Raw genomic sequence first — 23,029 nt, 5'->3', positions numbered from 1 at the left:
ACACCTGGCGCGGCACGCAAAACGGGCGCCGACCATATTGGTCGACGCCCGGTTGGCCGCCACTGGAGCGATGCGCCTGATGCAGTGACTTAGAGCTTCGAGCCCTTCAGCGATCCCGTGGTCTTGTTGCCGGTGCCGTCGCCCTCGAATACGAGGCAGCTGACGCGACGGTCACCCTGTGCCCACGATGTAGCGGTCGGTGAGAGGTAGAGCACGTCGAGGCTGCTCGAGTCGTAGCTCTTGCCAATGAAGTCTTCGAACGGCTTGCCGTAGCACTGGTCGAGGATGTCGGCTTCCATGCCGCTTTCGCCCGGGAACTTGTCGCCGGTCAGGTCAAACTCGTGGAAGACCTCGTACGAGTGTGGTTGTGAGCAGGCCACGGTCGGCAGGCTCTGGACTTCGCCTTCAGCAGCAGCGTCGGTGATGCAGTCGCCGAGCTTGATGTCGAAGACGTTCTGGTCTTCTGGTTCTTCGAACGGGGAGTCGCCACCGGTATCTACCGGGGTGTCGTCGCCGAAACCGAAACCGCCCTCATCCTGAGTCGTTTCGTTGGTTGACTTCTTGTTCTGGCTCTGCTTGTCATCATCGGTGCGTTCGTTACCGTTGGCACACCCGGTCAGGAAAAGTCCCGCGGCGGCCAGTGCTGCGATGATTGCAGTTGCACGCTTCTTTCCAGCGAATTCCATGTCGACTCCTTAACGCTCTCAATCCGAAGTGGATGGCCTGGCGGGCTGGGCCAAAGCGGGGCATGCCGCAGTTGGTACAAAATTCGCCATTGGTTAACGATCGTAGTCAGTTGCGAACGCATGCGACGTCATCCGCTCGGTTGGAATTTCTGACAACGTGCGTCCATCCGCGTGCGGATGCACGTTGTTGCCTCGCACAACACGGCTGGTTGGCTGCGTGCATAGCGACTAAGCTTGAGGTGGTTTCCGAGGTGTAGCGTCGGAAGCATCGCCGCCTACGTTTGCGGCGTCAGATCAGCATCGACTACCGCAGAATTTAAAGGAGTCACCGATGACCTACCCAAGTGAGGCTGACCTTCTCGCGAAGATCCCAACGCAGCTGTTCATCAACGGCGAATGGGTTGACGGCGAGAACGAGCCGTTTGTTGTTCAGGACCCGTCAACCGGTGGTGAACTCGCGCGCATCGCTAACGCTTCCCCGGCTCAGGCAACTGCTGCCCTCGACGCTGCTGTTGCAGTTAAGGATGAATGGGCCCGCACGACGCCGCGCGAGCGTGGCGAGCTGCTCCGCAAGGCCTACGAGGCCGTCATCGAGCGCCGCGACGAATTCGCACTGCTGATGACCCTCGAAATGGGTAAGCCGCTGAATGAGGCTCAGGGCGAAGTTAACTACGGCGCCGAATACCTGCGCTGGTTCTCTGAAGAAGCCGCCCGTATCACCGGTCGTTACGGCATCAACCCAGAAGGCACCCAGCGCATGCTGGTTTCGCAGCACCCGGTTGGCCCATGCTTCCTCATCACCCCGTGGAACTTCCCGCTCGCCATGGCGACCCGCAAGATCGCACCGGCACTGGCTGCTGGTAACACGGTTGTCGTTAAGCCCGCGTCGCTGACCCCGCTCACCACCCTGTACTTCGTCAAGATCCTCGAAGAGCTCGGTGTGCCAAAGGGCGTCGTCAACGTTGTCACCACGCGCGACACTGCCGGCGTTTCGAACACCATCATGGAAGACGACCGCCTGCGCAAGATCTCGTTCACCGGTTCGACCGGCGTTGGCGTTGGCCTCATGAAGAGGGCAGCCGAAAAGGTGCTGCGCACCTCGATGGAGCTCGGCGGCAACGCCCCGTTCGTCGTCTTCGAAGACGCCGACATGGACAAGGCAATCCAGGGTGTTATCGACGCGAAGTTCCGCAACATCGGTCAGGCATGCACCGCAGCAAACCGCATCATCGTGCAGGAATCGATCGCTGAAGAGTTCACCAAGCGTGTTGCTGAGCGCGTGAGCGCGTTCAAGATGGGCCGCGGCACCGAAGAGGGCGTCACCATCGGCCCACTCGCCGAAGCCAAGGCTGTTGCCAAGGTTGGCGAGCTCGTTGACGACGCCGTTGCTCACGGCGCCAAGGTCATCGTCGGTGGTAAGGCTGGCGAGGGCGAAGGCTTCTTCTACGAGGCCACCGTGCTCACCGACATTGCGCCCGAGTCGAAGATCTTCCGCGAAGAGATCTTCGGACCGGTTCTGCCGATCATCACCTTCTCGGACGAAGCCGAAGCTGTCGAGCTGGCTAACAGCACCGAGTTCGGTCTGATGTCGTACGTCTACACCAACGACTTCAACCGCTCGCAGCGCATGATCGACCAGATCGAGTGCGGCATGGTGTCGATCAACACCGGCCTGCCTTCGAACGCTGCGGCACCGTTCGGTGGCGTTAAGCAGTCGGGTATGGGTAAGGAAGGCTCCTTCGAGGGCATCCACGAGTACATGAACATGAAGTACTCGGCTATGCCGAACCCGTACAGCAACTAGTTCTGTGGTTCAGGATGCGCGGGCTCGCTTCGGCGGGTCCGCGCTTCTGTCTTTCCTGTGGTTCCGGCACGCTATCGAGGCTGGCACTTGGCGCGGGCAGACAATGACGAACGGGCGCCCCGAGTGGGACGCCCGTTCGCTTGCGGAAGGCGACAAATAGTGGTGTTACCTACCAGTCGCCGTTGATCTCCTTCATAGCTGCGGTCCAGTCCGGTTCATCGGCCGGGCACATATAGCCGACACCGGTGGTGGCAATCTCCATGGCGCCCTGCGTCATTCTGATGCGTTCTGACTCGGTCTTGCCCTTGACCATTTGTTTAATCAGTGGCGACGTTGCAGCATGGATGCGCACGATCTCGGTGTCGACATTGTGCGAGTTCAGAATTGAGGTCTCGCAAGCGTCGGAAGCCAGCGCAATGGTGACCGTCTCGATCTCGGGCGACCACGTCGTGTCGCCTGCGGCTTCGCGCTTGCTGCGAATGTCTTCGATGAAGGCTTCCTGCTCGGGGGTCGCCGCCTCGTGAATCGTATTGTTGAGCTCGATCTTTTGGTCCTTGAAGAACTGATCGCGCTCTTCAGTAATGGTCTGCGGGCCGTTTCCAGGATCCCCGGCTCCGGTCGGATCGTCGACCTCGGTGCTCGCGGATGCGGTGGGGGCGCCGTTCGCGTCGGTGTCGTCGTTGCCCTGGTTGTTGCCGAGCAGCATCGTCACACCGACAACGCCGCCGGCGAGCAGGAGAATTGCGGCAGCGGCGATTCCGGTAACGAGTCCGGTGCGGCCAGGCTTTCTTGGCGACGCTGACTGGCCGGGTGCCGTCTGACCGGGTGCCGTCTGGCCCGAATATGGGGCAGATGGGCCGGCATTGTGTGCCGCTTGGTTGAACCTGGGAGCAGGCTGGTGCGGCTGCTGATTCGGGGTGGGCTGCTGTTGCCCTGGCTGCGGCGCTGCAGCCGGTGGTGGCGCCCACTGGCGACCATCCCACCAGCGACGGTTGCCCTGTTGGTCCGGGTACCAGCCCGGTGGAGGGTTCTGATGTTGCGGCGGTTGATTCATGTCGGCCCCTTCCTTTGCGTCGAGCGTAACAACGACGTTGGCGCACCCGCGTCAGCCTGCAGTAGCCAGTGGCACCGCATCCGGAACATCTCGACCAACACCAGGACACACCCGCGCACGTCAACAGCGCCAGAGCGTCAAGCGCTGACTAAGCAGTAGTCGCGTGCATCATCACCGGGACCGCGCGACCTCGCTAGCCGCGATTGGGCAGGCCGTGTGGCATCGGCGCGCTGCCGGCGATGCGTGTGATTCGGTCAGCCCGGCGACGCGCGCTTGCGTACTCGCGATCGCGGCGTACCACGCTGACGCCCAACAGGAACGTTTCCGCATCCACGTCTGGAATCGGGTGCACAAAGGGCCGGCACTGGCGGGCCAAATCACCGGCAACCGCAACGCGAGCTTGCGGGGTGAGCTGATGGGCCTGCATGAAGTACTCGTGCACGCGTCGGGCGGTGACGTCGGGGATGCGCGCAACATCGGCAATCTGCGCCCACGCCTGCAATTGCGGTGGCAGTGGCAGGTGCAGCGGAACCGGTTGCGGTACCCGTTCGACTTGCGCATAGGTGCCCGCGAGCAGATCGCCCACGCGTCGCGCTTTGCCGTTGAAAATACCGACGCAGGCAGCAATGGCGCCACTGGTCAGATAGATTTCGCCGAGGCCCACCAACTGGCGAATCGCCACGTGGCGAAGCCCAACGGCGCCGCCGTCATTGCGCACTACGCGCAGCCCAAAGATGAGCTTGCCAAGCGAACGCCCCTGGGTCAGCAACTCCACCGCTATGGGCAGCAGCACGAGCCACAGCATGACCCACGAAATCAGCAGTACCGGGAACCACGCATCCTCGATCTGAACGTTCGCCTTGGCAGCAAAGTTTGCGATGGCCCAGCCGAGCAACATCATCGAACCGAGCAGCCCACCGACGTAACAAATCGCGTCGATGACTGCCGAGCCGGCCCGCGCCATCAGGCTCGCTGCCGGTACCGCAAGCGCAACGCCCTCGCCAATGACGATGTCGTCATCGAGGTATGAAGGCCCACCGGACCGCGTTGAACTTGGCATGAGAGCATTTCATCACATGGAGATTGATGCTGTTACCGCGCTGCGACGCGACGAGTGGAACCGGATGGGGGAGTTGTCCCGATCCGGCTCGTTGACGGGTGCGCAAGCCGACGAGCTCATCGAGCGGTATCAATCAGCCGCATCCGACCTCTCAGCCCTACGAACCGCAACCGGCGATAGTGCCGAAGCCGTGTGGCTCTCGGTGCAGGTCGCCAACGCGCGCCGCAAACTCACGCATACTCGCCGTAACCCGCTCGTGCTGTTGCGTGAACTCGTGATCGAACAGCTTCCCGCCGCGCTGTACTCAGTACGCTGGTGGACGCTCGGTGCCGCCGTATTCACGATCCTTGTTGGCGTGCTCGTCTACCTGTTGCATCAGCAGAACCCAGAACTGCTGTCGTTTTACGGCTCGCAGGCGCAGCTCGAACAGTACGCCGAAGACGACTTCGTGAACTACTACTCCGAATACAGTGAATCGGCGTTCGCCGCCAAGGTATTCACCAACAACGCGTTCATTGCGGCGCAGGCGATCATCCTCGGTATCACCGGGCTCTTCCCGGTGTATGCACTCATGCAGAACGCCGTGGCGCTCGGTACCTCGGCCGCTGTGCTGGGCCATGTCGGCCACCTCGACGCGTTCTTCTTGTGGATTGCACCGCACGGCTTGCTCGAACTCACCATGATCTTCGTGGCGGCAGGTACCGGTCTCGCACTGTTCTGGGCCATGATCGCGCCCGGCAATATGCCGCGGGTGGATGCAATTGGGTACGCGGGCAGGCGGCTGGTGATTGTCGCTATTGGCACGACCGTGTTCCTATTCCTCTCGGGGCTCATCGAAGGGTTCATCACTCGGCAGGACTGGCCGTGGGCGATCAAGATCGGTATCGGTGCGATCGCGCTCGCGAGCTACCTGGCGTACAGCCTGGTGCTTGGCCGCCGCGCCTATCGGGCCGGGCACGATGGTGATCTGACCGAGCACGACGCCGGGTACCGCAACTTGTACGCGGGCTAGGGCACCGCATCCACCGAAACGAGCTTCGCCGACGTCGGGCAGAACCGCGCGGCTCAACGTCGGCTGTGAGCTGGCGTAAACTGATGGGGTTATGCGCGAGACCGTCGACCAATCCACCAACCGGGGTGTGCACATGCTGCTCCGGGGCTGGTTGATTGCGCTCGTTGTCACCCTGCCAGCGGCGGCGATGCACGGCATTGCGCACGGCGCCATCGTGCAGCCGGTCGCACTGGTGGTCGCGCTCGTATTTGCCGCGGCCATCTGCACCCCACTTGTGGGTACACGCTGGTCACGGATGCGTTCGGCGCTCGCGGTGATCGGTTCACAGTTGTGCTTCCACGGTCTCTTTGCGATTGCCGACTCGATGTCGGGCCCGGCAGCGCACCGCGGTCACCTGCACGACCCGGAACTCATTCGACAGCAGCTGCAGCAAGCCGCACCGCACGCGGCACACCAGCACGCGGCCGGTGATGGCTCGCTGATGACCGCATCGCACGCGGTCGCGAGTGTCGTGACGGTGGGGATGCTCTGGTACGGTCACGCACTGCTGAATGCGGTTTGTGCGTGGGCCCAGGCTCCCGTCCTCGCCGCCGTTCGCCTGTTCCTCGCGCTCAAGCGACCTATTGCAAACTTCCCGGCAACGCTGTGGACGGCAGTATTTGATCTGTGGGTTCCCGTTCGCACGGTATTTATTGAAGCGGTCCAAGGACGAGCACCACCCGTTGTTGCCGCGTAGTCTGCGCCAGCGCTCAGGCGCTGCGAGCACGCGATCTGCGAATTTCTGACGGCGCGGATCTCCGTACTTGCCGCATCCGTCGCGTTGCCTCGCGTTTCGCTATGGGAACGCACACCCCTCGATATCGTCGCTTGCATTGCACTGAGCGGGAATCGAGACCTTCGCAAACCGCGATGCACGACGCATCGCGAGCACATCAACGAATCACTCGTTTAACTTCTCATTGAGGACAACTTCTTATGCGTACTTTCCGTACTTTCATTGCTGCCGCTGCTGGTCTTTCGCTCGCGGTTGCCGGTCTCACCGGCTGTGCTGCGGGTAACGACCCAAAGAGCACGCCGCAGCCAACCGAGAACATGGCCGTTCAGACCCAGCAGGGCCTCGAGTTCACGGACATGTGGATCAAGGCCACCGAAAAGGACATGACCGGTGTCTTCGGCACCATCAAGAACACCGGTGACAAGGAGATCAAGTTCACCGGCGTTAAGGCCGAAATCGCGGGCATGTCGGAGTTCCACGAGACGATCATTCAGTCGGACGGCTCGAGCATGATGCAGGCGATGACGCCGCCGGCCATCAAGCCGGGCGAATCGCTCGTCTACAAGCCGGGTGACGACCACATCATGCTCATGAAGCTCAACGACAAGGTGCTTCCGGGCGACGAGGTGAAGATCACGCTCGAAGTTGAGGGCGGCGAGAACATCGAGTTCACCGCTACTGCTCGCGAATACACCGGTGGTAAGGAAACCTACTCGCCAGAGGACGGCACCGGTCACGGCGGCATGGACCACGGCAACATGGCGACCGACAAGAACTAGCGAGCAACACCATGAAACAGGTGGATACCAACCAGTCAACACCAGCTGCCGAACCCTCGGCAGCTGCCCCAACGGCTGCCGGAATTCGCCGACGTGACGTCGTCGTCGCTGCAGCGGGCATCGGAGTCGGTGCCGCTGCAGCGGCGGCAGGCGCCAGCCTCATCGGCCGACCGGCCGCCGCGCAACCGGTTGCGTTCGGAACTGAACGCAACCAACAACACGCGCACCATCAAGCGGGTGTCGGTAGCCACATTCCCGCGTTTGCGAACTACATCGCGATGGACCTCACTGCCGACCTCGACAACGCTCGCATCATTGCGCTCTTGCGGATTCTGAGCGAGGACGCACGCCGACTGATGGCGGGTACCGCGCCAGTGGGCGACCAAGAACCGGAACTGGCCGAAACGCCTGCGGGCCTGCAGATCACGTTCGGGTTCTCACCGGGGTTCATTGACCGCATCAACCCCAAGCGTCGACCGGAATGGTTGACACAGATTCCGAAGTTCTCAGTCGACCGACTCCAGCCCGAATGGTCTGAGGGCGAACTGCTCATGCTCGTCGCTAGTGACGACCCGCTGACGCTGGCACACGCATCCCGCACCCTGATGAAGGATGCGCGCTCGTTCGGCACAGTGCGCTGGCAGCAGCACGGCTTTCGCCAATCGCGCGGTTCGCTGGCTGCGGGGCAGACCGACCGCAACCTGTTCGGTCAGGTTGACGGCACGGTCAACGCGACCCCGGGCACCGACGACTTTGACCGGGTCGTCACCATCCGCAGTGAGTCAGGCGAAACGGAATGGCTCAACGGCGGAACGACACTGGTGATTCGCCGGATCCACATGGATCTGGAGACCTGGGACGAAGTTGACCGCCCAGGCCGTGAGGCCTCGGTAGGACGACGCCTCGATACGGGTGCTCCGCTGACCGGCTCGAAAGAGTACGATGAGCCGGATTTCAAGGCGGTTACGGCGCAGGGGTTCACCGTCATTAACCCCGCAAGCCATCTGCGACGTATGCGATCCGACAACCCACACGAGCGCATTGTGCGCCGCCCCTACAACTATGAGATGCCCGTAGCGGGCGGTTCGGGTGCGGGTGCAGTCGTAAGCGACTCTGGTCAGATCTTTACGTCGCTGCAGGCCAATGTCACGACGCAGTTCGTGCCGCTGCAACGTCGTATGGACGAAGGTGACCTGCTGAACACGTGGATTACCCCGATTGGTTCGGCAGTGTTTGCTATTCCGCCAAAGCCGGATGCGAATGGATTCGTCGGCGAGGGGCTGTTCGCCTAGCCGTCGCTGTGGTCTTCGGACGTGCCGTCCTCATCGGCACCGGTGCCACTCTCGCCACTGTCGCTGCTCCCGTCGTAGTAACCGGGATCAGTCGGCGGTGCGGGAGTGAGCTCCGCATCCGGTGCCGGCGGTACGGTTACCGGGACAACTGTTTCGGGGGTGGTGGATTCTTCCGGAGCGGGCGCCGTGGGCGTCACAATCTCATTGCCCACCACTGGCGTATCCTGACCACTCAGATAGATGATGGTTCCGGCGGCTGCCACCGCCATGAGCGCCCCGGCTCCCGTAATCATGTGCAATCGCTTCATGCGTACTGTCCCTTCACCCGCAGCGCACGACCACCCATCACATCGCGTGCTGCGCGATCGATTCCACGCGGTGGTCGCTTGCTATTAACCGTAGCTTCATCACAATCGGCCTGCGCGTTTAAGCAACAGGTAATGGTCAGCCAAGCGTGGCGGCAGATCTAATGGCGGGGCAATGAGCTGATCCGCACCCGTCTGTGCGAGCGCGCGAGTAATGTTTGCCGCCTCGAGGTGTGCGCGTTCTGCCGCAGCAGCTCGATACACAGCCTCGCCATCACGCAATACGTGCCGGGCCGCGTCCGTTTCGGGATCAGCTACCGATGCCACAACAACGACGTGACGCTGCGTCAACTGCGGCATCATTTCGAGCAACTCGCGGGCGTTACCGTTGCTGTCGGCAGTGGTCAGCACGACCACGAGCGAGCGCTGCGTCGTGATGTTGCGTACGAGACGGGGGACTTCGAGCCAGTTGGTGCTGTAGAGCTCGGGCTCAACATTCGCCATCGACTCGACGATCTGGGTGAGCACGGTGGCGTCGCCGGCACCGCGTACGCGTGCCCGGATGCGCTGGTCGTACGCGATCAGATCAACACGGTCACCGGCGCGCGATGCGAGCGCCGCCAGCAGCAAGGCTGACTCGATCGCCGTATCCAAGCGTGTTTCGTCGGCGACGCGTGCGGCCGCGGCGCGACCGGTATCGAGCAGGATGATCACCCGGCGGTCGCGTTCAGGTCGCCAGGTGCGCACGACCAGGTCTTGTCGGCGAGCCGTGGCACGCCAGTCGATCGAGCGCACATCGTCACCGCGCACGTAGTCGCGCAGCGAATCAAATTCGGTTCCTTGACCGCGCACCTGCAGCGTCGTTTGCCCATCCATCTCGCGCAAGCGCATGACCCGTGAGGGCAGGTGCTTGCGGGCATTGAATGGTGGCAGCACCCGCAGCGTGCCGGTATCTTGCAGCAACACCTGACGGGCGACGAGGCGCAGCGGTCCCCACGAGCGCACGGCAACATCGGTCGTGCGCCGGTCGCCGCGACGCCACGGCGTGAGCGTGTGCGTGAGCGCTCGGCGCTCACCACCAGGAATCGTCACTCGGTCGTGGGCGGTCGGCCCGCCAGCCGAAGGCTCCCAGCAATCGCGTACGTGCAGGCGCAGCGCCGTGCGGTTCAGGTTGGTGAGTAGCAGGCGCGATGTTGCGGTTTCACCCAGCCGGATGCGGTGGGGTAGCTCTCGTTCCACGCGAATGTTCCGCGGTGGCGCGGCCAGCGCCCAGTCCACCAGGCACAGCGTGAGCCATGCCGCGAGCACGATTCCGAGCACGGCAAACGCGCTTGACACGGTGGTGCCAAACGCCAGAATCGGTAGCGCGCCGAGGACAAGCAGCGCGACCGCGAGGCCGCTGATCGCCATCTAGATCGGCACCTGCACCTGCTGCATGATCGACTGCAGCACCGCATCCGCCGAAACACCCTCGAGCTCAGCCTCGGGCTGCAGCACAATGCGGTGACGCCACGCCGACAGGCACATACGCTGCACGTGATCGGGAGTGACGGCGTCATAGCCGTAGAGGTAGGCGCTCGCCTTTGCCGCACGCAAGAGCGCCGTGGCACCGCGGGGCGAGATTCCCATGCGCACCGATGGCGACTGGCGGGTGGCGCGAGCGAGGTCAACCAGGTAGGCGAGCACGGCCTCGTTGACGCGCACCGCCTGGGCGTCACGACGTGCCTGTCGAAGCTCGTCGATGCTGATGGCCTGCTGTACGTTTGCAGCCGCGAGGTCGCGCGGATTGAAACCGTTGGCGTGGCGGCGGAGCACTTCGAGTTCGGCATCGCGCGGTGGCAGATCGAGGATGAGTTTCAACATGAAGCGGTCGAGCTGGGCCTCGGGCAGGGTGTAGGTGCCCTCGTACTCGATCGGGTTCATCGTGGCCGCGACCATGAACGGGTCGGGGAGTGGGCGGGTGACGCCGTCGGCCGAAACCTGGCGCTCTTCCATCGCTTCGAGCAGCGACGACTGCGTCTTGGGTGGCGTGCGGTTGATCTCGTCGGCGAGCAGGAGATTGGTGAACACCGGACCCTCACGGAACTCGAATGCGCCGCGCTGATTGTCGTACACCAGCGAGCCGGTGACGTCACCGGGCATGAGGTCTGGGGTGAACTGGATGCGCTTGGTATCGAGCGCGAGCACCTGGCTGAGGGTGCGCACCAGCAGGGTCTTCGCCGTGCCCGGCACACCTTCGAGCAGTACGTGGCCGTCGCTGAGCAGCGCGATCACCAGGCCTTCGACGGCGGCATCTTGGCCGACGACGGCCTTACTCACCTCGGTGCGAACGCGGCCAAGCGCGGTGCGAATTTGGTCACTCATCGGGATCTCCTGGTGGGGTGTGCTGGGCGGTGGGCTGTGCTGGGCATGATGTCACGGGGTGAGGTCACGGGGTGCGGTCACAGTTGGTTGTCGCCGGGGTCCGCATCACGAACGGCGAAGGTTGGCGTCTCCGCGGTCGGGTCGTCAGGGGTTTGGATGCGCCGCCCGGTTTCGGTGTACCCGAGTGCGGTGCGCGTGCGGCGTTCGATCTCGGCGCACGCATTGGCAAGGTCAACCAATTCGGCGTCGCTGGTCGGTTCGGCGTGAACGAGAACGCGATAGGCGTGGTCGCGAGGAACCTGCGCGACACGGGTCACCGCATCCGCGATCACGGCAGCGGATGCGTTTCGTTCGAGTCCGAGCAGCCCTGCAAGCCGACCGAGCGTGCCGATGCGGATGGCATCGAGCGCGTGGAGTTGCGAGCGGTTCTTGGCGTAGAGCCGTGCCCGGCCTTCGACCGTCTCACTGGCCGGAACGGTGACCGGCAGACGCTCAGCTACGAGCGGGCCGAGGCGGCGGCCGCGCCAGAACATCAGGGCGAGCGCACTGCAGCAGGCCAGCAGCATGACGGGCGTGATCCACTTGGGTACGTAGTCGTCGAACGTTGGTGTCGCTGCCACCTGCACATCGGGCGCTCCGGGCACGTACCAGATGAGCTCTTCGTTGGCGCCGAGGATGTTGATTGCCGCGGCCGCGTTCGATTCGACGGCAATGCGGTCGTTGGTGAATTGCTCGTAGGCGCCCACCATGATCAGCTCGGTCGTCTTGTGCTGTGCCACCACGATCAGGCTGCCACTGCCGGTTTCGTAGCAACCAACCGCATCGGGATCATTCTCTCCGACCGTGAACACCGAGGCGTGACCGGGCCCAAGCGCTGGCGCCTTCGACGCCAATGGGCACTGTTCGCCTGCGGGATAGTCGTGTTCGGCGGCATACGGATCGTTTTCGAGGGTGTCGCCCTCGGGCGCGATGCTGCCGGAGTACCAGGCATATTCAGTGATCGGCTCGAATCGATCGCCAACGGGGTTGATCGCAACAACGCGGTTCGCACCGGCATCGAGCAGTTGTTCGATGCGGTCACTGTCGAGCAGTGCGGCCCGGTCGTGCAGCAGCACGGTGCGGTTGGGGTTCGCCTCGATATCTGCCAAGACATCGTCGAGGGAATCGCGCTGGGTCAGGTGCACGCCGTGATCCTGCAATGCTTCGGCGAGGGCCTTCGCGCCGTTAGGTGCGGGCGATTGCGGATTCAACAGGTGCCCAGATCTGCTGACGGTTGAGGCCGTGATCGCCGCACCGACAAGCAGAGTGGCGACGATAAACAGCGCCGAAAAACACCAGGGGCGAATGCGGTGCCAGTGCTGGCGCGGCGTCAGCGTATTGCTCGGCGTAGGTGCCGGGGACGTCGTTTCGGTCGTCGTTGTCGTCATCGCGCACCTCCCGGGGGAGTAGACGACACAGCTGCGGGCGTGGCCGCGAAACCGGATGCATCCGGCAGCGAGGCCGGGCGGGTGCGGTCGAGCTCGTGGTCGAGGTTGCGAATGAACGCGTGCTCGGCGGCAGTTCCGCGGCGGTTCAGATACCGCACCCGGTCAAACGACATCGCTGCACGCTGCAACTGCTGCTGGTGACTTGGAAAGCTGGTCGCAGCAGCGCGGGCCGCCGCTTGGGCGGTGTCGCCAGGGCGCAGGGTAATGAGGGTGCGGTCATGCAGTCCCCGGCACATCGCCCGGTATTGCTCGACGATGGCGAGGCTGTAGTTTCCGGATGCGGCCGCATGATCGGCCGCATCCCGCAATTGGTGCAGCGTGCGCGCATCATCATCAAGAAAGACCGACTGCCCGGCTCGGGCCGCACGCTTGGCGACTGCGCGTGGGCGACCCAGCAACACCACCAACGCAACCAGCGCGATGATCGCCACGATCCACACCAACGCGACCGGATTGATCCCGAACCCGCTGCCATCGGGCAGCGTAAACAGATCAGAAACCCACTCCCAAACCGACTCCATGAACCGCTCAAACGGCGATGGCTTGGCTGACACGATCTCGGGGTCATCGAGATATCGCTGCACCCAATCCCGGGCGGTGTCTTCGTCCGGGGTTAGGGGCGGCTCAGCCAGAACAAACATGTCGTCGTGTCGTTTCCACTCGGCAGGATGCGGGTATCCGTGACCTACGAGCGTACGGTTCCCGGGTTACCAGGCCCCGACACTGCCTGACAGGCTGGACTACCAGGTTGGCGTTTGGGTCGGCGTGGGCATGCCGGATGCGTTGGGTTGCGTTGGCGAGACCGGTGCTGACCGCCACGGGTCCTGTTCGGGTTCGCGGCCGGCGGCGAGATCGTCGGTTGCCGATTGCAGGGCGATGTTGAGGCCTTCCTTGCGCATGCGAGCATCCGCGTAGAGGACCACGCAGTTGCCGCCGATGAGCACCGACGTGACCGCGCTCATCACCGTGGCCATCGCCGAGATGACGACCATCATCACGATCCCGATTGAAATCATCCCGCCATTGACTTCGCTCGAAGAAGCGGAGGCTGGCGCTCCGATTGGTGCCAGCAGCCCCATCAAGATGGTGATGAAGAACCCGATGAACTGGCTGGCGATACTCGTCGCGAACGAGACCGTCATGGAGACCACCAGGTTCGTGCCGAACGAGCGCCAGAAGAGGCCGGTGATCAGCGTCCAGCTGCGCTTCATAGCCGCCACCGGGCCGAGGTGCTCAAGCGTGACTGCGGAGACCCCGAACATGAGCTTGGTGTTGACGAATACCGCCGCCACCGCGAACAAGAGGAAGCCGAGAATTAGCGTCAGGACGGGGCCGGCGAATTGGGTGGAGGTGTTGACCATGGCAACCGTGAGCCAGGCCGCACCGGGCCCGATGGTGATGGCGAACACGAGGAGCATGATTAGGCTGGCCAGCAAGAGGTAACCGGTCAGCGGCAGGACGCGCTGCCACGCCTTGCGCAGCGCCTCGCCGAGGGTGATCTTCTGGCCGATGGCTGCCTTGGCCGTGACGATAGCGATCAGCGCTTGCACGGCAGAGTTCACGAAGACCGTGATCAGGATCGACGGAATCAACGAGATCAACAACCACGTCAGGAACCGGGTGTGATCCGAGGTCCACTCCGTTGATGAGGCGTTGTTAAGGAGCTCGATATTGCTCAAGATTGTGATGAGGGGCGCCAACCCGGCGAGCAGCGACACGAGGAACTGCAGCAGGAATGCGCCGCCGAAGCTTGCCGCTGGGCTGAAGCGCAGCAGGCGGAACGTGGCGCCGAAGACGTCGCCGAACGACAGTGGGCGCAGCGGGAAGAGTCCGGCTGGGCCTGCTGGGCGCCATGCCTGGGCACCCGGTGCGGCTGGCGCTCCGGTGTTCCAGGATGCGGCGCCACCCGGGTATTGCCCCGCTGGGTACTGGTAGCCGTTTTGGTCGTACGGCGCCTGTTCGTAGGGGGCTTGCCCATACGGAGCTTGCTGGCCGTAGGGGGCCTGGCCATAGGGTGCTTGGCCGTGGGAGGCCTGGCCATAGGAGGCCTGCTGGCTATAAGGACCGGGCTGACCGTACGGATTGTGCTGGCCCGCATTCGGGCCGTACGCCGACGCATCCGAGGCGCCATTCGCGCCCGGTGTTGCCGCCGACCAACCGCCATCTTGCTGTTGGCGTGCATCCATCGCCTCACCGTAGGTGCGAGGGGCGGATGGGGCGGTGCCGTTGCTGTTCTGGCCATCGCCCGCGTGTGGCTGGGGTGCCGAGGTGTGTCCTGCGTCGTTATTCACGTTTTCATCGTCGCACAGGCAGGTGCGATCATTGCCAGATTTGCGACCATAGAGGGATGGGGTATCCGCAGGAAACTCACCTGCGGCAGGGTAGGCTCGATCAGGAATTATCGAGGTGCAAGCTTGGCCTCGTGTTCGCGTCTGAGGGAAGGTCATTCGTGGTAGAGCGCATTTTCGTGGTTGATGACGACACGGCACTTGCCGAGATGATCGGCATCGTGATTGGTGCTGAGGGATACACCCCATCGTTCTGCTCCGACGGCGCTAAGGCGGTCGAGAAGTTCCACGAGGTTGATCCGCACCTCGTGCTGCTCGACGTTATGCTTCCCGGCATGAGCGGTATCGAAATCTGCGAAGCGATCCGCGAGACCTCGGGCGTACCAATCATCATGCTCACCGCTAAGTCCGACACCGCCGACGTTGTTCGAGGGCTCGAAGCCGGCGCCGACGACTACATCGTCAAGCCGTTCGACCCGAAGGAACTCGTCGCCCGCATTAAGACGCGACTGCGCGGCAGCTCGGCCGACCACAGCGAAGAACTCCGCGTGGGGGACATCACCATCAACGTGGCTGCCCACGAAGTGCTTCGCGCCGGTACGCCGATCAACCTCACGCCGCTCGAATTCGACCTACTGCACACGCTGGCGTCGAAGCCCAACCGTGTGTTCACCCGCGAGGAACTCCTCGAACAGGTGTGGGGCTACCGTTTCAAGGCCGATACCCGTCTGGTCAACGTCCACGTGCAGCGTCTGCGTGCCAAGGTCGAGGTCGACCCCGACCAGCCGAAGATCGTGCAGACCGTTCGTGGTGTGGGCTATCGAGCCGGTAACTCCTAGCGACACGGCCCTCCGCGACGTCAATGCCACAGGATGCCTCCACCGCTTCACCCGAAGCTGATTTTGCTGCGGGTGGCGGTTCGTCGACGAGTACCGCGCTGGTGCTCGCCGCGCCCGACGAGCGCATCCCGATCAAACTTTCACGGTCAACCGACGAATTTCCCGATCGCGACCTGCCCGGCAGCTGGTGGCGACCGGCCGGGCTCTTCGAGAATCTAAAGTTCCTCTGGGCCACATCGCTGCCGTTCCGTACCACCCTCATTGCCGTGCTGCTCACCAGCGCCACCGTGATCGCCGTCGCGCTGGTCATGGGAAACACCATCGCGCGCGACCTGTACACATCCCGCATCGACGACCTGCAAGTAGAAGCCGAACGAGCAGTTGCCGCCGCGCAAAGCAAGCTTGACCTGGGCGGCGACTCCGGCGACCAGGGTGCCTCATCGCTGCGCCAAGAGGCGATCACTGCGGCGCAATCGCAAACCCCGAACTCGATCGGCTTCGCGTTCTACAGTCCGCCGTCGCAGAACAACAACGTGGGCCTGCAAGACATGGCCTCCGAGACAGTGCCACTCGGTTTGGTGAGCGAAAAACTGCGTGAAGCCGTGCGCGCACAGACCGGGCCGGTGCACTACCAGTCAGTGGCACTCGCGGGGGATCTGGAACGCATCGTACCGGGCGTCGTCATCGGTTCGACCGTGTCCGTACCAGGATCCGGGTACTACGAGTTCTACCTCGTGTACTCGCTCGAGGAATCCCAAGACACCCTCGACTTCATCCAGCGCACGCTGGTGATCTCGATGGCGATTCTCGTCTTGCTCGTAGCGCTTATTACCGGAGCCATCATGCGTGCGGTCATTCAGCCGATTCGCTTGGCCGCGCAAACGAGTCGCAAGCTCGCTGCGGGGCACCTCGAAGAACGCATCCCGGAGCGCGGTGAGGACGATATCGGTACGCTTTCGCGCTCGTTCAACCACATGGCTGACAACCTGCAGGAACAGATCGAGCAGCTCGAACACCTCTCCAAGGTGCAGCAACGATTCGTCTCCGACGTTTCGCACGAACTGCGCACGCCGCTCACCACGATTCGCCTGGCTGGCGGCATCGTGTATGCCCGCAAGAACGAGTTCGATCCGACGCTCGCGCGCTCGGCAGAGCTGCTGCACGACCAGGTCGAGCGCTTCGAATTGCTGCTGAACGACCTGCTCGAAATCTCTCGCTACGACGCCGGTGCGGTCGAGTTGCTGCGCCGCTCAAACGACCTCAAGGACATTGCCGAAGACGTCGTCGGTGCCATGCTCCCCGTCGCTATGGATCACTCCGAAGCCTTGCTGCTGCGGGTACCTGAGCGCGAAGTGCGCGCCGAATTCGATGACCGCCGCATCCGCCGCATCGTACGTAACCTCATCGCGAACGCCATCGAACACGGTGAGGGGCAACCGATCGTCGTTACCGTGGATGCGAACGCGACCGCGGTTGCGCTCAGCGTGCGTGACTACGGCATCGGTATGAACGAAGACCACCAGAAGCTCGTCTTCGAACGGTTCTGGCGAGCTGACCCCTCGCGTAAGCGCACGATGGGTGGCTCGGGTCTGGGCCTTGCAATCTCGCACGAAGACGCTCGCCTACACGACGGCAAGCTCGAAGTGTGGTCGGCTCTCGGGCTCGGTACGAACTTCCGCTTGACGCTGCCGGTTCGCGTGGGCGAGCCAATCGTGTCGTCGCCACTGCCGCTGCTGCCCGAGGACGCAGGCTCCGAGACGTTCGTCGGTGACTACGCCGATGATCAGCTCGGCGGCACCAATCTGAGCACGCAGCCGCAGATCATTCAGCTCGCGGCGGTGGATGCCGACACCGACGCCGAGACGGCTGCCGACGCATCCGACACGATAACGACGCAAGACACTTCCGACGCACCGAAGGACACGGACGAATGACTCGCATCCGCCGCATCCTCGCAACCCTCGCTACCGCCTCGCTGATGGTGGGGCTTTCGGCATGTGCCTCGATCCCGACATCTGGCCCGATCGAAGAAGGCCGTTCGCAACCGGACGAGTCCAACCAGGGTGTCCGGTACTTCCCATCGGGGCCGAGCGCCGGAGCGACGCGCGAAGAAATCGTGCAGGGGTTCCTGGACGCGGGTACCGGTACTCGAGACGGGTTCCAGGCCGCGCGCGAATACTTGACGCCAGCCGCCAAAGAAGACTGGGACCCGGACGCTCGCGTACTCATTACCAACGGTCAGGCATCGATGAAGTCGGCCGGTGCGAACGGCATCGAGGTTTCGGTGCCGCTACGCGGCCAGGTTGACGATCACGGCTTGTATTCCGAAACGCTTTCGACCTCGAACGAGAGCCTGTCGTTCACGCTCGAACAGGTCGACGGGCAGTGGCGCATCGCTAAGGCACCTCCGGGTGTGGTGTTGCAGCAGCAGCCGTTCAACGACCTCTACGCCCAGCAAATGCTGACGTACTTCGACAATGACAAGCGCTACACGTCGCCGGATCTTCGCTGGCTGCCGAATGGCACCAAGTTGCCGACGCGCGTCGTGCAGGAACTCATTAATGGCCCGGCAGAGTGGATGCGGCCCGGAAGCGCGGTCGTGTCGGCGTTCCCCGAGGGCGTGAAGCTGCGAAACGACGTGGTCATTGCTGATGGCGTTGCCGTGGTGGACTTTTCGGGTGAACTGTCGTCGGCATCCGCTACCGATCTTTCCCTGGTGCGGTTGCAGCTCGAAGAAAGCCTGCTGACCGTTCCCGGGATTTCATCGGTAGAAATTCGCGTCAACGGTGCGCGCATCGATGTGTCGCTGCCGAATCGCGATGCGGTCGTCACGACCGCCGACGTCAGTTCAATGCCGCTGGTGCAGTCTGGCAATGACATCGGGTTCCTAAACAACAGTGCGGTCAGCGTGCCAAACGGCGCCGAACACGTGTCCGAAGTCGTGAATGAACTCAAGCCGATTCGTGGGGCGCTCTCGGCGTCGCGTCAAACGCTTACCCTGCTCAACGCCAACGGTGCCCACGCCATGCGGTTTACCGACGACGAGCCCGTGTTGATCGACGCGCGTCCTGGCCAAATCGAGCCGGCGCTCGACAACTGGGACTGGGTGTGGACGCAGTCCACCGTTGAGACCGGACTGTACGTCTCGCACATCGGCGATGGTGAGCTGCGGGAGATTCCGCTGCCACCGCAGATTGACCCGGCATTCATTTCGCACCAGGTCTCGCGCGATGGCACTCGCCTTGCGGTGCTCTACAACGATGACGAAGGCGTGCAGCTTGCGGTCATGCCGATCATCCGTGACAAGGGCGCCCCGGTGGAGCTCGGTGCGCCGCTGATCGTGGCCATGCCCGGTGCGAATGACAAGGCCAGCGACCTCGCCTGGATCGACCCGAACAGCGTCGGCATGCTTGTGAACAAGCAGGACGGTTCCACCTCGGTGCGCGTCTACCAGGTCGGTGGCGAACTCACATCGATGGGTACGATTCCGTCGGCGGCGCAGATCGCCGGTGCGAACTCGCTTTCGGGCATGCGAATCGTGGATCGACACGGCACGGTTTATGCTCCGCGCGGTTCGCGCTGGCAGGCATCCGAAACGTCGATCACCTTCCTGTACGCGCAGGTGTAGCACGGCGCAAATTCCGCTACCCACCGCATCCGGTTGACCGCGGGCCTAGCAGCGATTTGTGGACGCTGTGGATAACCGCGCGCGTGGCGAGCGTGCCTGCGGCACACTGGCGGCATGACAGCAGGCGGCGCAGACGATAGCGGTGCGGATGCACGCGGTCACGTCGGTCGGCATCGGGTTCTGGCAGCTTGGCGGCAATTGCTGCAGCTGTGGTTCCCAACCGGATGTGCGGCGTGCGGTGTGCGAGACGAGATCTGTCGCGGCCTGTGCGCGATCTGTGCCGCAGCGCTGCGGCAGCGCGTATTCGTGCATCGCGAAGCGCTGGCGTCGGGACTCGTCGTGGTGAGCGCAACCGACTATCACTCGGTTGTGCAGCGCTGTATCACCGCGGTGAAAGATGCTGGGCGAGTGGATGCGGTTCCCGCGCTGGTACCGCTGCTGCGCGTCGGTCTGCTGGCGCTGCACCGCGCCGGAGTACGCGATTGCGTGCTGGTACCCGTGCCGAGTCAGCGGCGGGCGGTGGCGAAGCGAGGGTTTCAGCACGTCGAATTGTTGGTGCAGCGGGCGGTGCCGGATGCACCGTTGGTGTCGGTGCTTGGGTACCGGCGGCGGGTGCGCGATCAATCGGGGCTTGGCAGGGCAGAACGAGCACGCAATGTGGCCGGCGCCATGGTGGCGATGCGGCCGCTCGCGGGGATGCGCTGCGTGCTGGTCGACGATGTGAGTACGACCGGTGCGTCACTCGTCGAAGCCGAGCGTGCGTTGCGATCAGCCGGTGCCGAAGTCTGCGCTGCCGTGGTGATTGCGCGCGTTGCCAAACGGTTTTCATCCGCGCATTCGGCACCTACCACATCACAGCTATCAAGAACGTAACGAGCGCCTAAATTCCAGGGAAAGCGCATGTAACGAGGGCTACAATTTAAGGACAAGATGACAAACGGCTCGGGCGCCCGAGGACGCAAACCCACACGGGATTGCCGGCACCCGAGTTCCCAAAAAGGAGGGTGAGATGGACATCACCATCACCGGCCGCAACATCGAAGTACCGGAGCGTTTCCGCCAGTACGCCGAAGAAAAAGTTATTGCGAAGGTGCAGCAACTTTCGGGTCGTGCGCAGACGGTTGAAATCCGGGTTAAGCAACGTACCGACCGCGCGGGCAACATGCTCGACAAGGGCAAGGTAGAGATCACCGTATTCGGACCGTTCCCAACGGTTCGTGCCGAAGCTGACGGCGGCGACAAGTTCGCTGCGTTTGACATCGCACTCGACAAGCTCGTAGAGCGGATGCGTCGGGCCAAGGACAAGCGAGCTCACCGGACCGGTGGCAAGAGCCTGGCAGAAGCCTCGGCTACCGACTTCGCGGGCCTGGACATCGTGCCAGCTGACACCGGCGTGATCGACGTTGTCGCCGGCAAGGCAGAACCTGCAGTTGAGGTTGCCGAAGGTGACGAAGCCGAGGGCTACAACCCAGTGGTCATCCGCGAAAAGATGTTCGCACCGAAGGTGATGTCGTCCGAAGAAGCGGTCGACCACATGGAACTGCTCGGACACGACTTCTTCCTATACCTCGAGCCGGAACAGCGCCGCCCAGCGGTGGTCTACCGTCGCAAGGGTTGGGACTACGGTGTCATCCTGCTCGATGAGCGTGCCGCTGACGCCTAAGTCATAACCAATTCGCCCCGCACCAATCGGTGTGGGGCGAATTGCATGTTGGGCAGTGTGCCTGGTTGCGTGCCGGGCTGCCCAGAGGCTGCAGGCGTCTACTGCTGTGCTTGTAGCTGCGCGCGACGCGCGGCAACTGTCGCGGTCAGCGTGTCGATAAGCGGTGTGTGGGTCACGCCGAGTTCGTCGCGAGTGTGTTGATCGGCCATCACGAACGGCTGCGTGAATTGGTATCCGACTTCGCTCAGGCCACGCATCATGGGCGAGGCAAACGCAGCGGCGCGCATCGGCCAGTATGGGATGGCATGAAGTGTTGGTTTCGGGGCTTCGGCAATGGTGGCAACCTGCTCGGCGAGTTCCCGAATGCTGGCCGCGGGAGCGGAGGGGACATGCCACGCGGCACCGTGCATCCGCGAGTCGCTCGTTGCCCGCGCGAGGAGCGCGCCGAAGTCGGCCACCGCGGTCCAGGAGTGCGGCAGGTCGGGGTTGCCCAGTGGGTAAGCAGCCTTCCCCTGCAAGATCGGGTCAATCAGGCGGTCGCCCGCGTGGGCTGCCCCGCCCGCGGTTGGTCCGATGTAGTCGCTGCCGCGCACCTCGACGGCGCGAATCTGCCCCGCTTGCGTAGCTTCGTGCATCCGCTGCCAAACCTTCGCGCGAGTGCGCCCGCTCGCAAATTTGGCGTTGAGCGGATGCGATTCGCTCAGTGATGACGTGCTCGGCCCGTAGCCGTAGAGGTTGCCGGCGAGCACGATTGTGGTGTCGAGTTCGGTGGCGGCGGCGATCAGGTTGGTGGTGGTGGCGGCCCAGGGGGCTTCCCATTTGCCGTAGGGGAAATTGCACGCCACGACGATGGCGTCAATGGGGTGATCTTCGTGGGTGGTTCGCAGCATGTTGGTGGCATCGGCGGCGGTGATGTCGAGCACTATCGAGGTCGTGCCGTCGATCGTCGTGCCGCTACGGGTGGCTAGCGTGATGTCGTGACCGTCGAGTTTGCAGGCATCGATCGTGGCGCGGCCAAGTGGACCGGCGCCGAGGACGAGAGTGTGGGGCATGTTGTTCCTTGTTGGGAGGGGGGGACCAAGCAGTTGTGAACAGTGTTCACAGTGCGCAATCGAGTATGGTGAACAGTGTTCACAGTTGTCAAGTCATCCGATGATCGACGAAAGGTGGCACGGATGCAGCGGGAAGATATCGTGCGAGTCGCGCAGCAGCACATGTGTGAGGTCGGCCCAGGTGCGCTGTCAATGCGCGCCATTGCCCGCGATCTCGGCGTGAGTGTCGGTGCCCTCTACCGACACGTGACTGACCGTGACGCGCTACTCACCGAGCTGATCGTGAGCGCGTATGCCGCACTCGACCAGGCGACCCGGCTGGATGCTGCCGCTACCGAGCCGCGCGCGCAGTGGCACGCGATGTGGCAGGCTGCCCGCAAGTGGGCGCTCGAACACCCGCATGAGTTTGACCTCATCTACGGCACGCCGGTGATCGGTTACGAAGCCCCGCAGCAGACGGTGGATGTGGCGATGCAAGTTCCCGTACGCCTGTTGCGGCTTGCTGCGCAAGGGAGCGGCGCGATCGAGCATCCGCTTGCCGATTCGGTACCGTCAGCGGTGGCGACCGATCTGGCCGAGATCCAGGCTTGGTACGCGGCACACGATGATGGCGAGGTGCCGGCGCCAGGCGTGATCTGGCTCACTATTCGCGCTTGGACGGAGCTCATCGGCACCATTAGCTTCGAGCTCCACGGGCACTACGTCGGCAGCATCCGCGGCGGCGAAGCGTATCTGCGCACCGTGGCCGATGCCTATGCCGAGCGGCTCGGGCTTTAAGCGACCACGAGTCGAACAGTGACGTGCGCTGGGTGCTCGCGTCACCGCATCCGCGTCACCCGCGCCAGCCGGAGTCGGAATCTTGTGCTCAAGCCTGCAGCGTTAAGGCGAGGCGAGTAGCATTGGGCGAGTTTCGCGCGTGAGCGCGGTCACGATCTTTCCGC

General features: G+C 63.2%; 21 protein-coding genes. 11 read left to right on the top strand and 10 right to left on the bottom strand.

Annotated features, from left to right (window positions below; genetic code table 11):
- Positions 1-89 precede the first annotated feature (89 nt).
- A complete protein-coding gene (locus tag ZBI01S_RS07555) occupies positions 90-686 on the bottom strand; it encodes a septum formation family protein (RefSeq protein ID WP_066058668.1) in 597 nt (198 codons plus the stop codon).
- A gap of 331 nt (positions 687-1,017) precedes the next feature.
- Between ZBI01S_RS07555 and ZBI01S_RS07550 the strand changes: the two genes are divergently transcribed.
- Positions 1,018-2,490, top strand: coding sequence for an NAD-dependent succinate-semialdehyde dehydrogenase (locus ZBI01S_RS07550; RefSeq protein ID WP_066058666.1), 1,473 nt, complete (start codon positions 1,018-1,020; stop codon positions 2,488-2,490).
- Positions 2,491-2,659: 169 nt separating this feature from the next.
- Here ZBI01S_RS07550 and ZBI01S_RS07545 read toward each other — a convergent pair whose 3' ends face one another.
- Positions 2,660-3,544, bottom strand: coding sequence for a hypothetical protein (locus ZBI01S_RS07545; RefSeq protein ID WP_066058664.1), 885 nt, complete (start codon positions 3,542-3,544; stop codon positions 2,660-2,662).
- A 193-nt stretch (positions 3,545-3,737) separates the two neighbouring features.
- Positions 3,738-4,604, bottom strand: coding sequence for an RDD family protein (locus ZBI01S_RS07540; RefSeq protein ID WP_066058661.1), 867 nt, complete (start codon positions 4,602-4,604; stop codon positions 3,738-3,740).
- Between the two features lie 16 nt (positions 4,605-4,620).
- Here ZBI01S_RS07540 and ZBI01S_RS07535 point away from each other — a divergent pair, with 16 nt between their 5' ends.
- The 4 genes from ZBI01S_RS07535 (at position 4,621) to ZBI01S_RS07520 (ending at position 8,462) form a co-directional block, all read left to right on the top strand.
- Positions 4,621-5,616, top strand: coding sequence for a stage II sporulation protein M (locus ZBI01S_RS07535; RefSeq protein ID WP_066058658.1), 996 nt, complete (start codon positions 4,621-4,623; stop codon positions 5,614-5,616).
- Between the two features lie 91 nt (positions 5,617-5,707).
- Positions 5,708-6,352 carry a hypothetical protein gene (locus tag ZBI01S_RS07530; RefSeq protein WP_066058656.1) on the top strand — a complete coding sequence of 215 codons (645 nt, stop codon included), beginning with the start codon at positions 5,708-5,710 and terminating at the stop codon, positions 6,350-6,352.
- Positions 6,353-6,591: 239 nt separating this feature from the next.
- A complete protein-coding gene (locus ZBI01S_RS07525; RefSeq protein WP_066058654.1) occupies positions 6,592-7,170 on the top strand; it encodes a copper chaperone PCu(A)C in 579 nt (192 codons plus the stop codon).
- 20 nt (positions 7,171-7,190) lie between these two features.
- Entirely contained in the window at positions 7,191-8,462 is a 1,272-nt protein-coding gene (locus tag ZBI01S_RS07520; protein WP_245610576.1) for a Dyp-type peroxidase, read from the top strand.
- On the opposite strand, the gene ZBI01S_RS07515 is transcribed toward ZBI01S_RS07520, so the two are convergent.
- The 6 genes from ZBI01S_RS07515 to ZBI01S_RS07485 all read right to left on the bottom strand — a co-directional run bounded on the left by ZBI01S_RS07515 (position 8,459) and on the right by ZBI01S_RS07485 (position 14,909).
- Positions 8,459-8,770, bottom strand: a complete 312-nt coding sequence (locus ZBI01S_RS07515) for a hypothetical protein (protein ID WP_159421453.1) — start codon at positions 8,768-8,770, stop codon at positions 8,459-8,461. The genes ZBI01S_RS07520 and ZBI01S_RS07515 overlap by 4 nt on opposite strands.
- 99 nt (positions 8,771-8,869) lie before the next feature.
- Positions 8,870-10,177 carry a DUF58 domain-containing protein gene (locus ZBI01S_RS07510; protein ID WP_066058647.1) on the bottom strand — a complete coding sequence of 436 codons (1,308 nt, stop codon included), beginning with the start codon at positions 10,175-10,177 and terminating at the stop codon, positions 8,870-8,872.
- Complete coding sequence (locus ZBI01S_RS07505) at positions 10,178-11,131, bottom strand: AAA family ATPase (protein WP_066058643.1); 954 nt, start codon at positions 11,129-11,131, stop codon at positions 10,178-10,180.
- A gap of 77 nt (positions 11,132-11,208) precedes the next feature.
- Positions 11,209-12,558 carry a DUF4350 domain-containing protein gene (locus ZBI01S_RS07500; RefSeq protein ID WP_110477066.1) on the bottom strand — a complete coding sequence of 450 codons (1,350 nt, stop codon included), beginning with the start codon at positions 12,556-12,558 and terminating at the stop codon, positions 11,209-11,211.
- On the bottom strand, positions 12,555-13,259 hold the full coding sequence (locus ZBI01S_RS07490) for a DUF4129 domain-containing protein (RefSeq protein WP_066058633.1): 705 nt from the start codon (positions 13,257-13,259) through the stop codon (positions 12,555-12,557). Before ZBI01S_RS07490 ends, ZBI01S_RS07500 begins: the two co-directional genes overlap by 4 nt.
- Positions 13,260-13,358: 99 nt before the next feature.
- Complete coding sequence (locus tag ZBI01S_RS07485; protein ID WP_066058629.1) at positions 13,359-14,909, bottom strand: DUF7847 domain-containing protein; 1,551 nt, start codon at positions 14,907-14,909, stop codon at positions 13,359-13,361.
- A 158-nt stretch (positions 14,910-15,067) separates the two neighbouring features.
- Between ZBI01S_RS07485 and mtrA the strand changes: the two genes are divergently transcribed.
- From mtrA to hpf, 5 genes are all read left to right on the top strand, one after another.
- Complete coding sequence (gene mtrA, locus ZBI01S_RS07480; protein WP_110477065.1) at positions 15,068-15,745, top strand: MtrAB system response regulator MtrA; 678 nt, start codon at positions 15,068-15,070, stop codon at positions 15,743-15,745.
- Between the two features lie 23 nt (positions 15,746-15,768).
- Positions 15,769-17,679 (top strand): MtrAB system histidine kinase MtrB, encoded by a 1,911-nt coding sequence (gene mtrB / locus ZBI01S_RS07475; RefSeq protein ID WP_083524616.1) that lies wholly within the window; start codon positions 15,769-15,771, stop codon positions 17,677-17,679.
- On the top strand, positions 17,676-19,373 hold the full coding sequence (locus ZBI01S_RS07470; protein WP_066058627.1) for an LpqB family beta-propeller domain-containing protein: 1,698 nt from the start codon (positions 17,676-17,678) through the stop codon (positions 19,371-19,373). The genes mtrB and ZBI01S_RS07470 overlap by 4 nt, the downstream gene beginning before the upstream one ends.
- Positions 19,374-19,487: 114 nt before the next feature.
- Positions 19,488-20,246: a ComF family protein gene (locus ZBI01S_RS07465; RefSeq protein ID WP_083524615.1), complete on the top strand. Its 759-nt coding sequence runs from the start codon at positions 19,488-19,490 to the stop codon at positions 20,244-20,246.
- A gap of 136 nt (positions 20,247-20,382) precedes the next feature.
- A complete protein-coding gene (gene hpf, locus ZBI01S_RS07460; RefSeq protein WP_066058621.1) occupies positions 20,383-21,036 on the top strand; it encodes a ribosome hibernation-promoting factor, HPF/YfiA family in 654 nt (217 codons plus the stop codon).
- Positions 21,037-21,134: 98 nt separating this feature from the next.
- Here the strand turns inward: hpf and ZBI01S_RS07455 are convergent, their stop codons facing one another.
- The gene (locus ZBI01S_RS07455) at positions 21,135-22,088 is read right to left on the bottom strand and encodes an NAD-dependent epimerase/dehydratase family protein (protein WP_066058617.1); all 954 of its coding nucleotides are present in this window, start codon (positions 22,086-22,088) and stop codon (positions 21,135-21,137) included.
- Between the two features lie 123 nt (positions 22,089-22,211).
- On the opposite strand from ZBI01S_RS07455, the gene ZBI01S_RS07450 reads away from it, so the two are divergent.
- A complete protein-coding gene (locus tag ZBI01S_RS07450; protein WP_066058615.1) occupies positions 22,212-22,865 on the top strand; it encodes a TetR/AcrR family transcriptional regulator in 654 nt (217 codons plus the stop codon).
- Positions 22,866-23,029 lie beyond the last annotated feature (164 nt).

Source organism: [Zimmermannella] bifida NBRC 103089 (assembly GCF_001570925.1).
Classification (GTDB): domain Bacteria; phylum Actinomycetota; class Actinomycetes; order Actinomycetales; family Microbacteriaceae; genus Gulosibacter; species Gulosibacter bifidus.
This window is presented reverse-complemented; position numbering and strand designations above follow the sequence as displayed.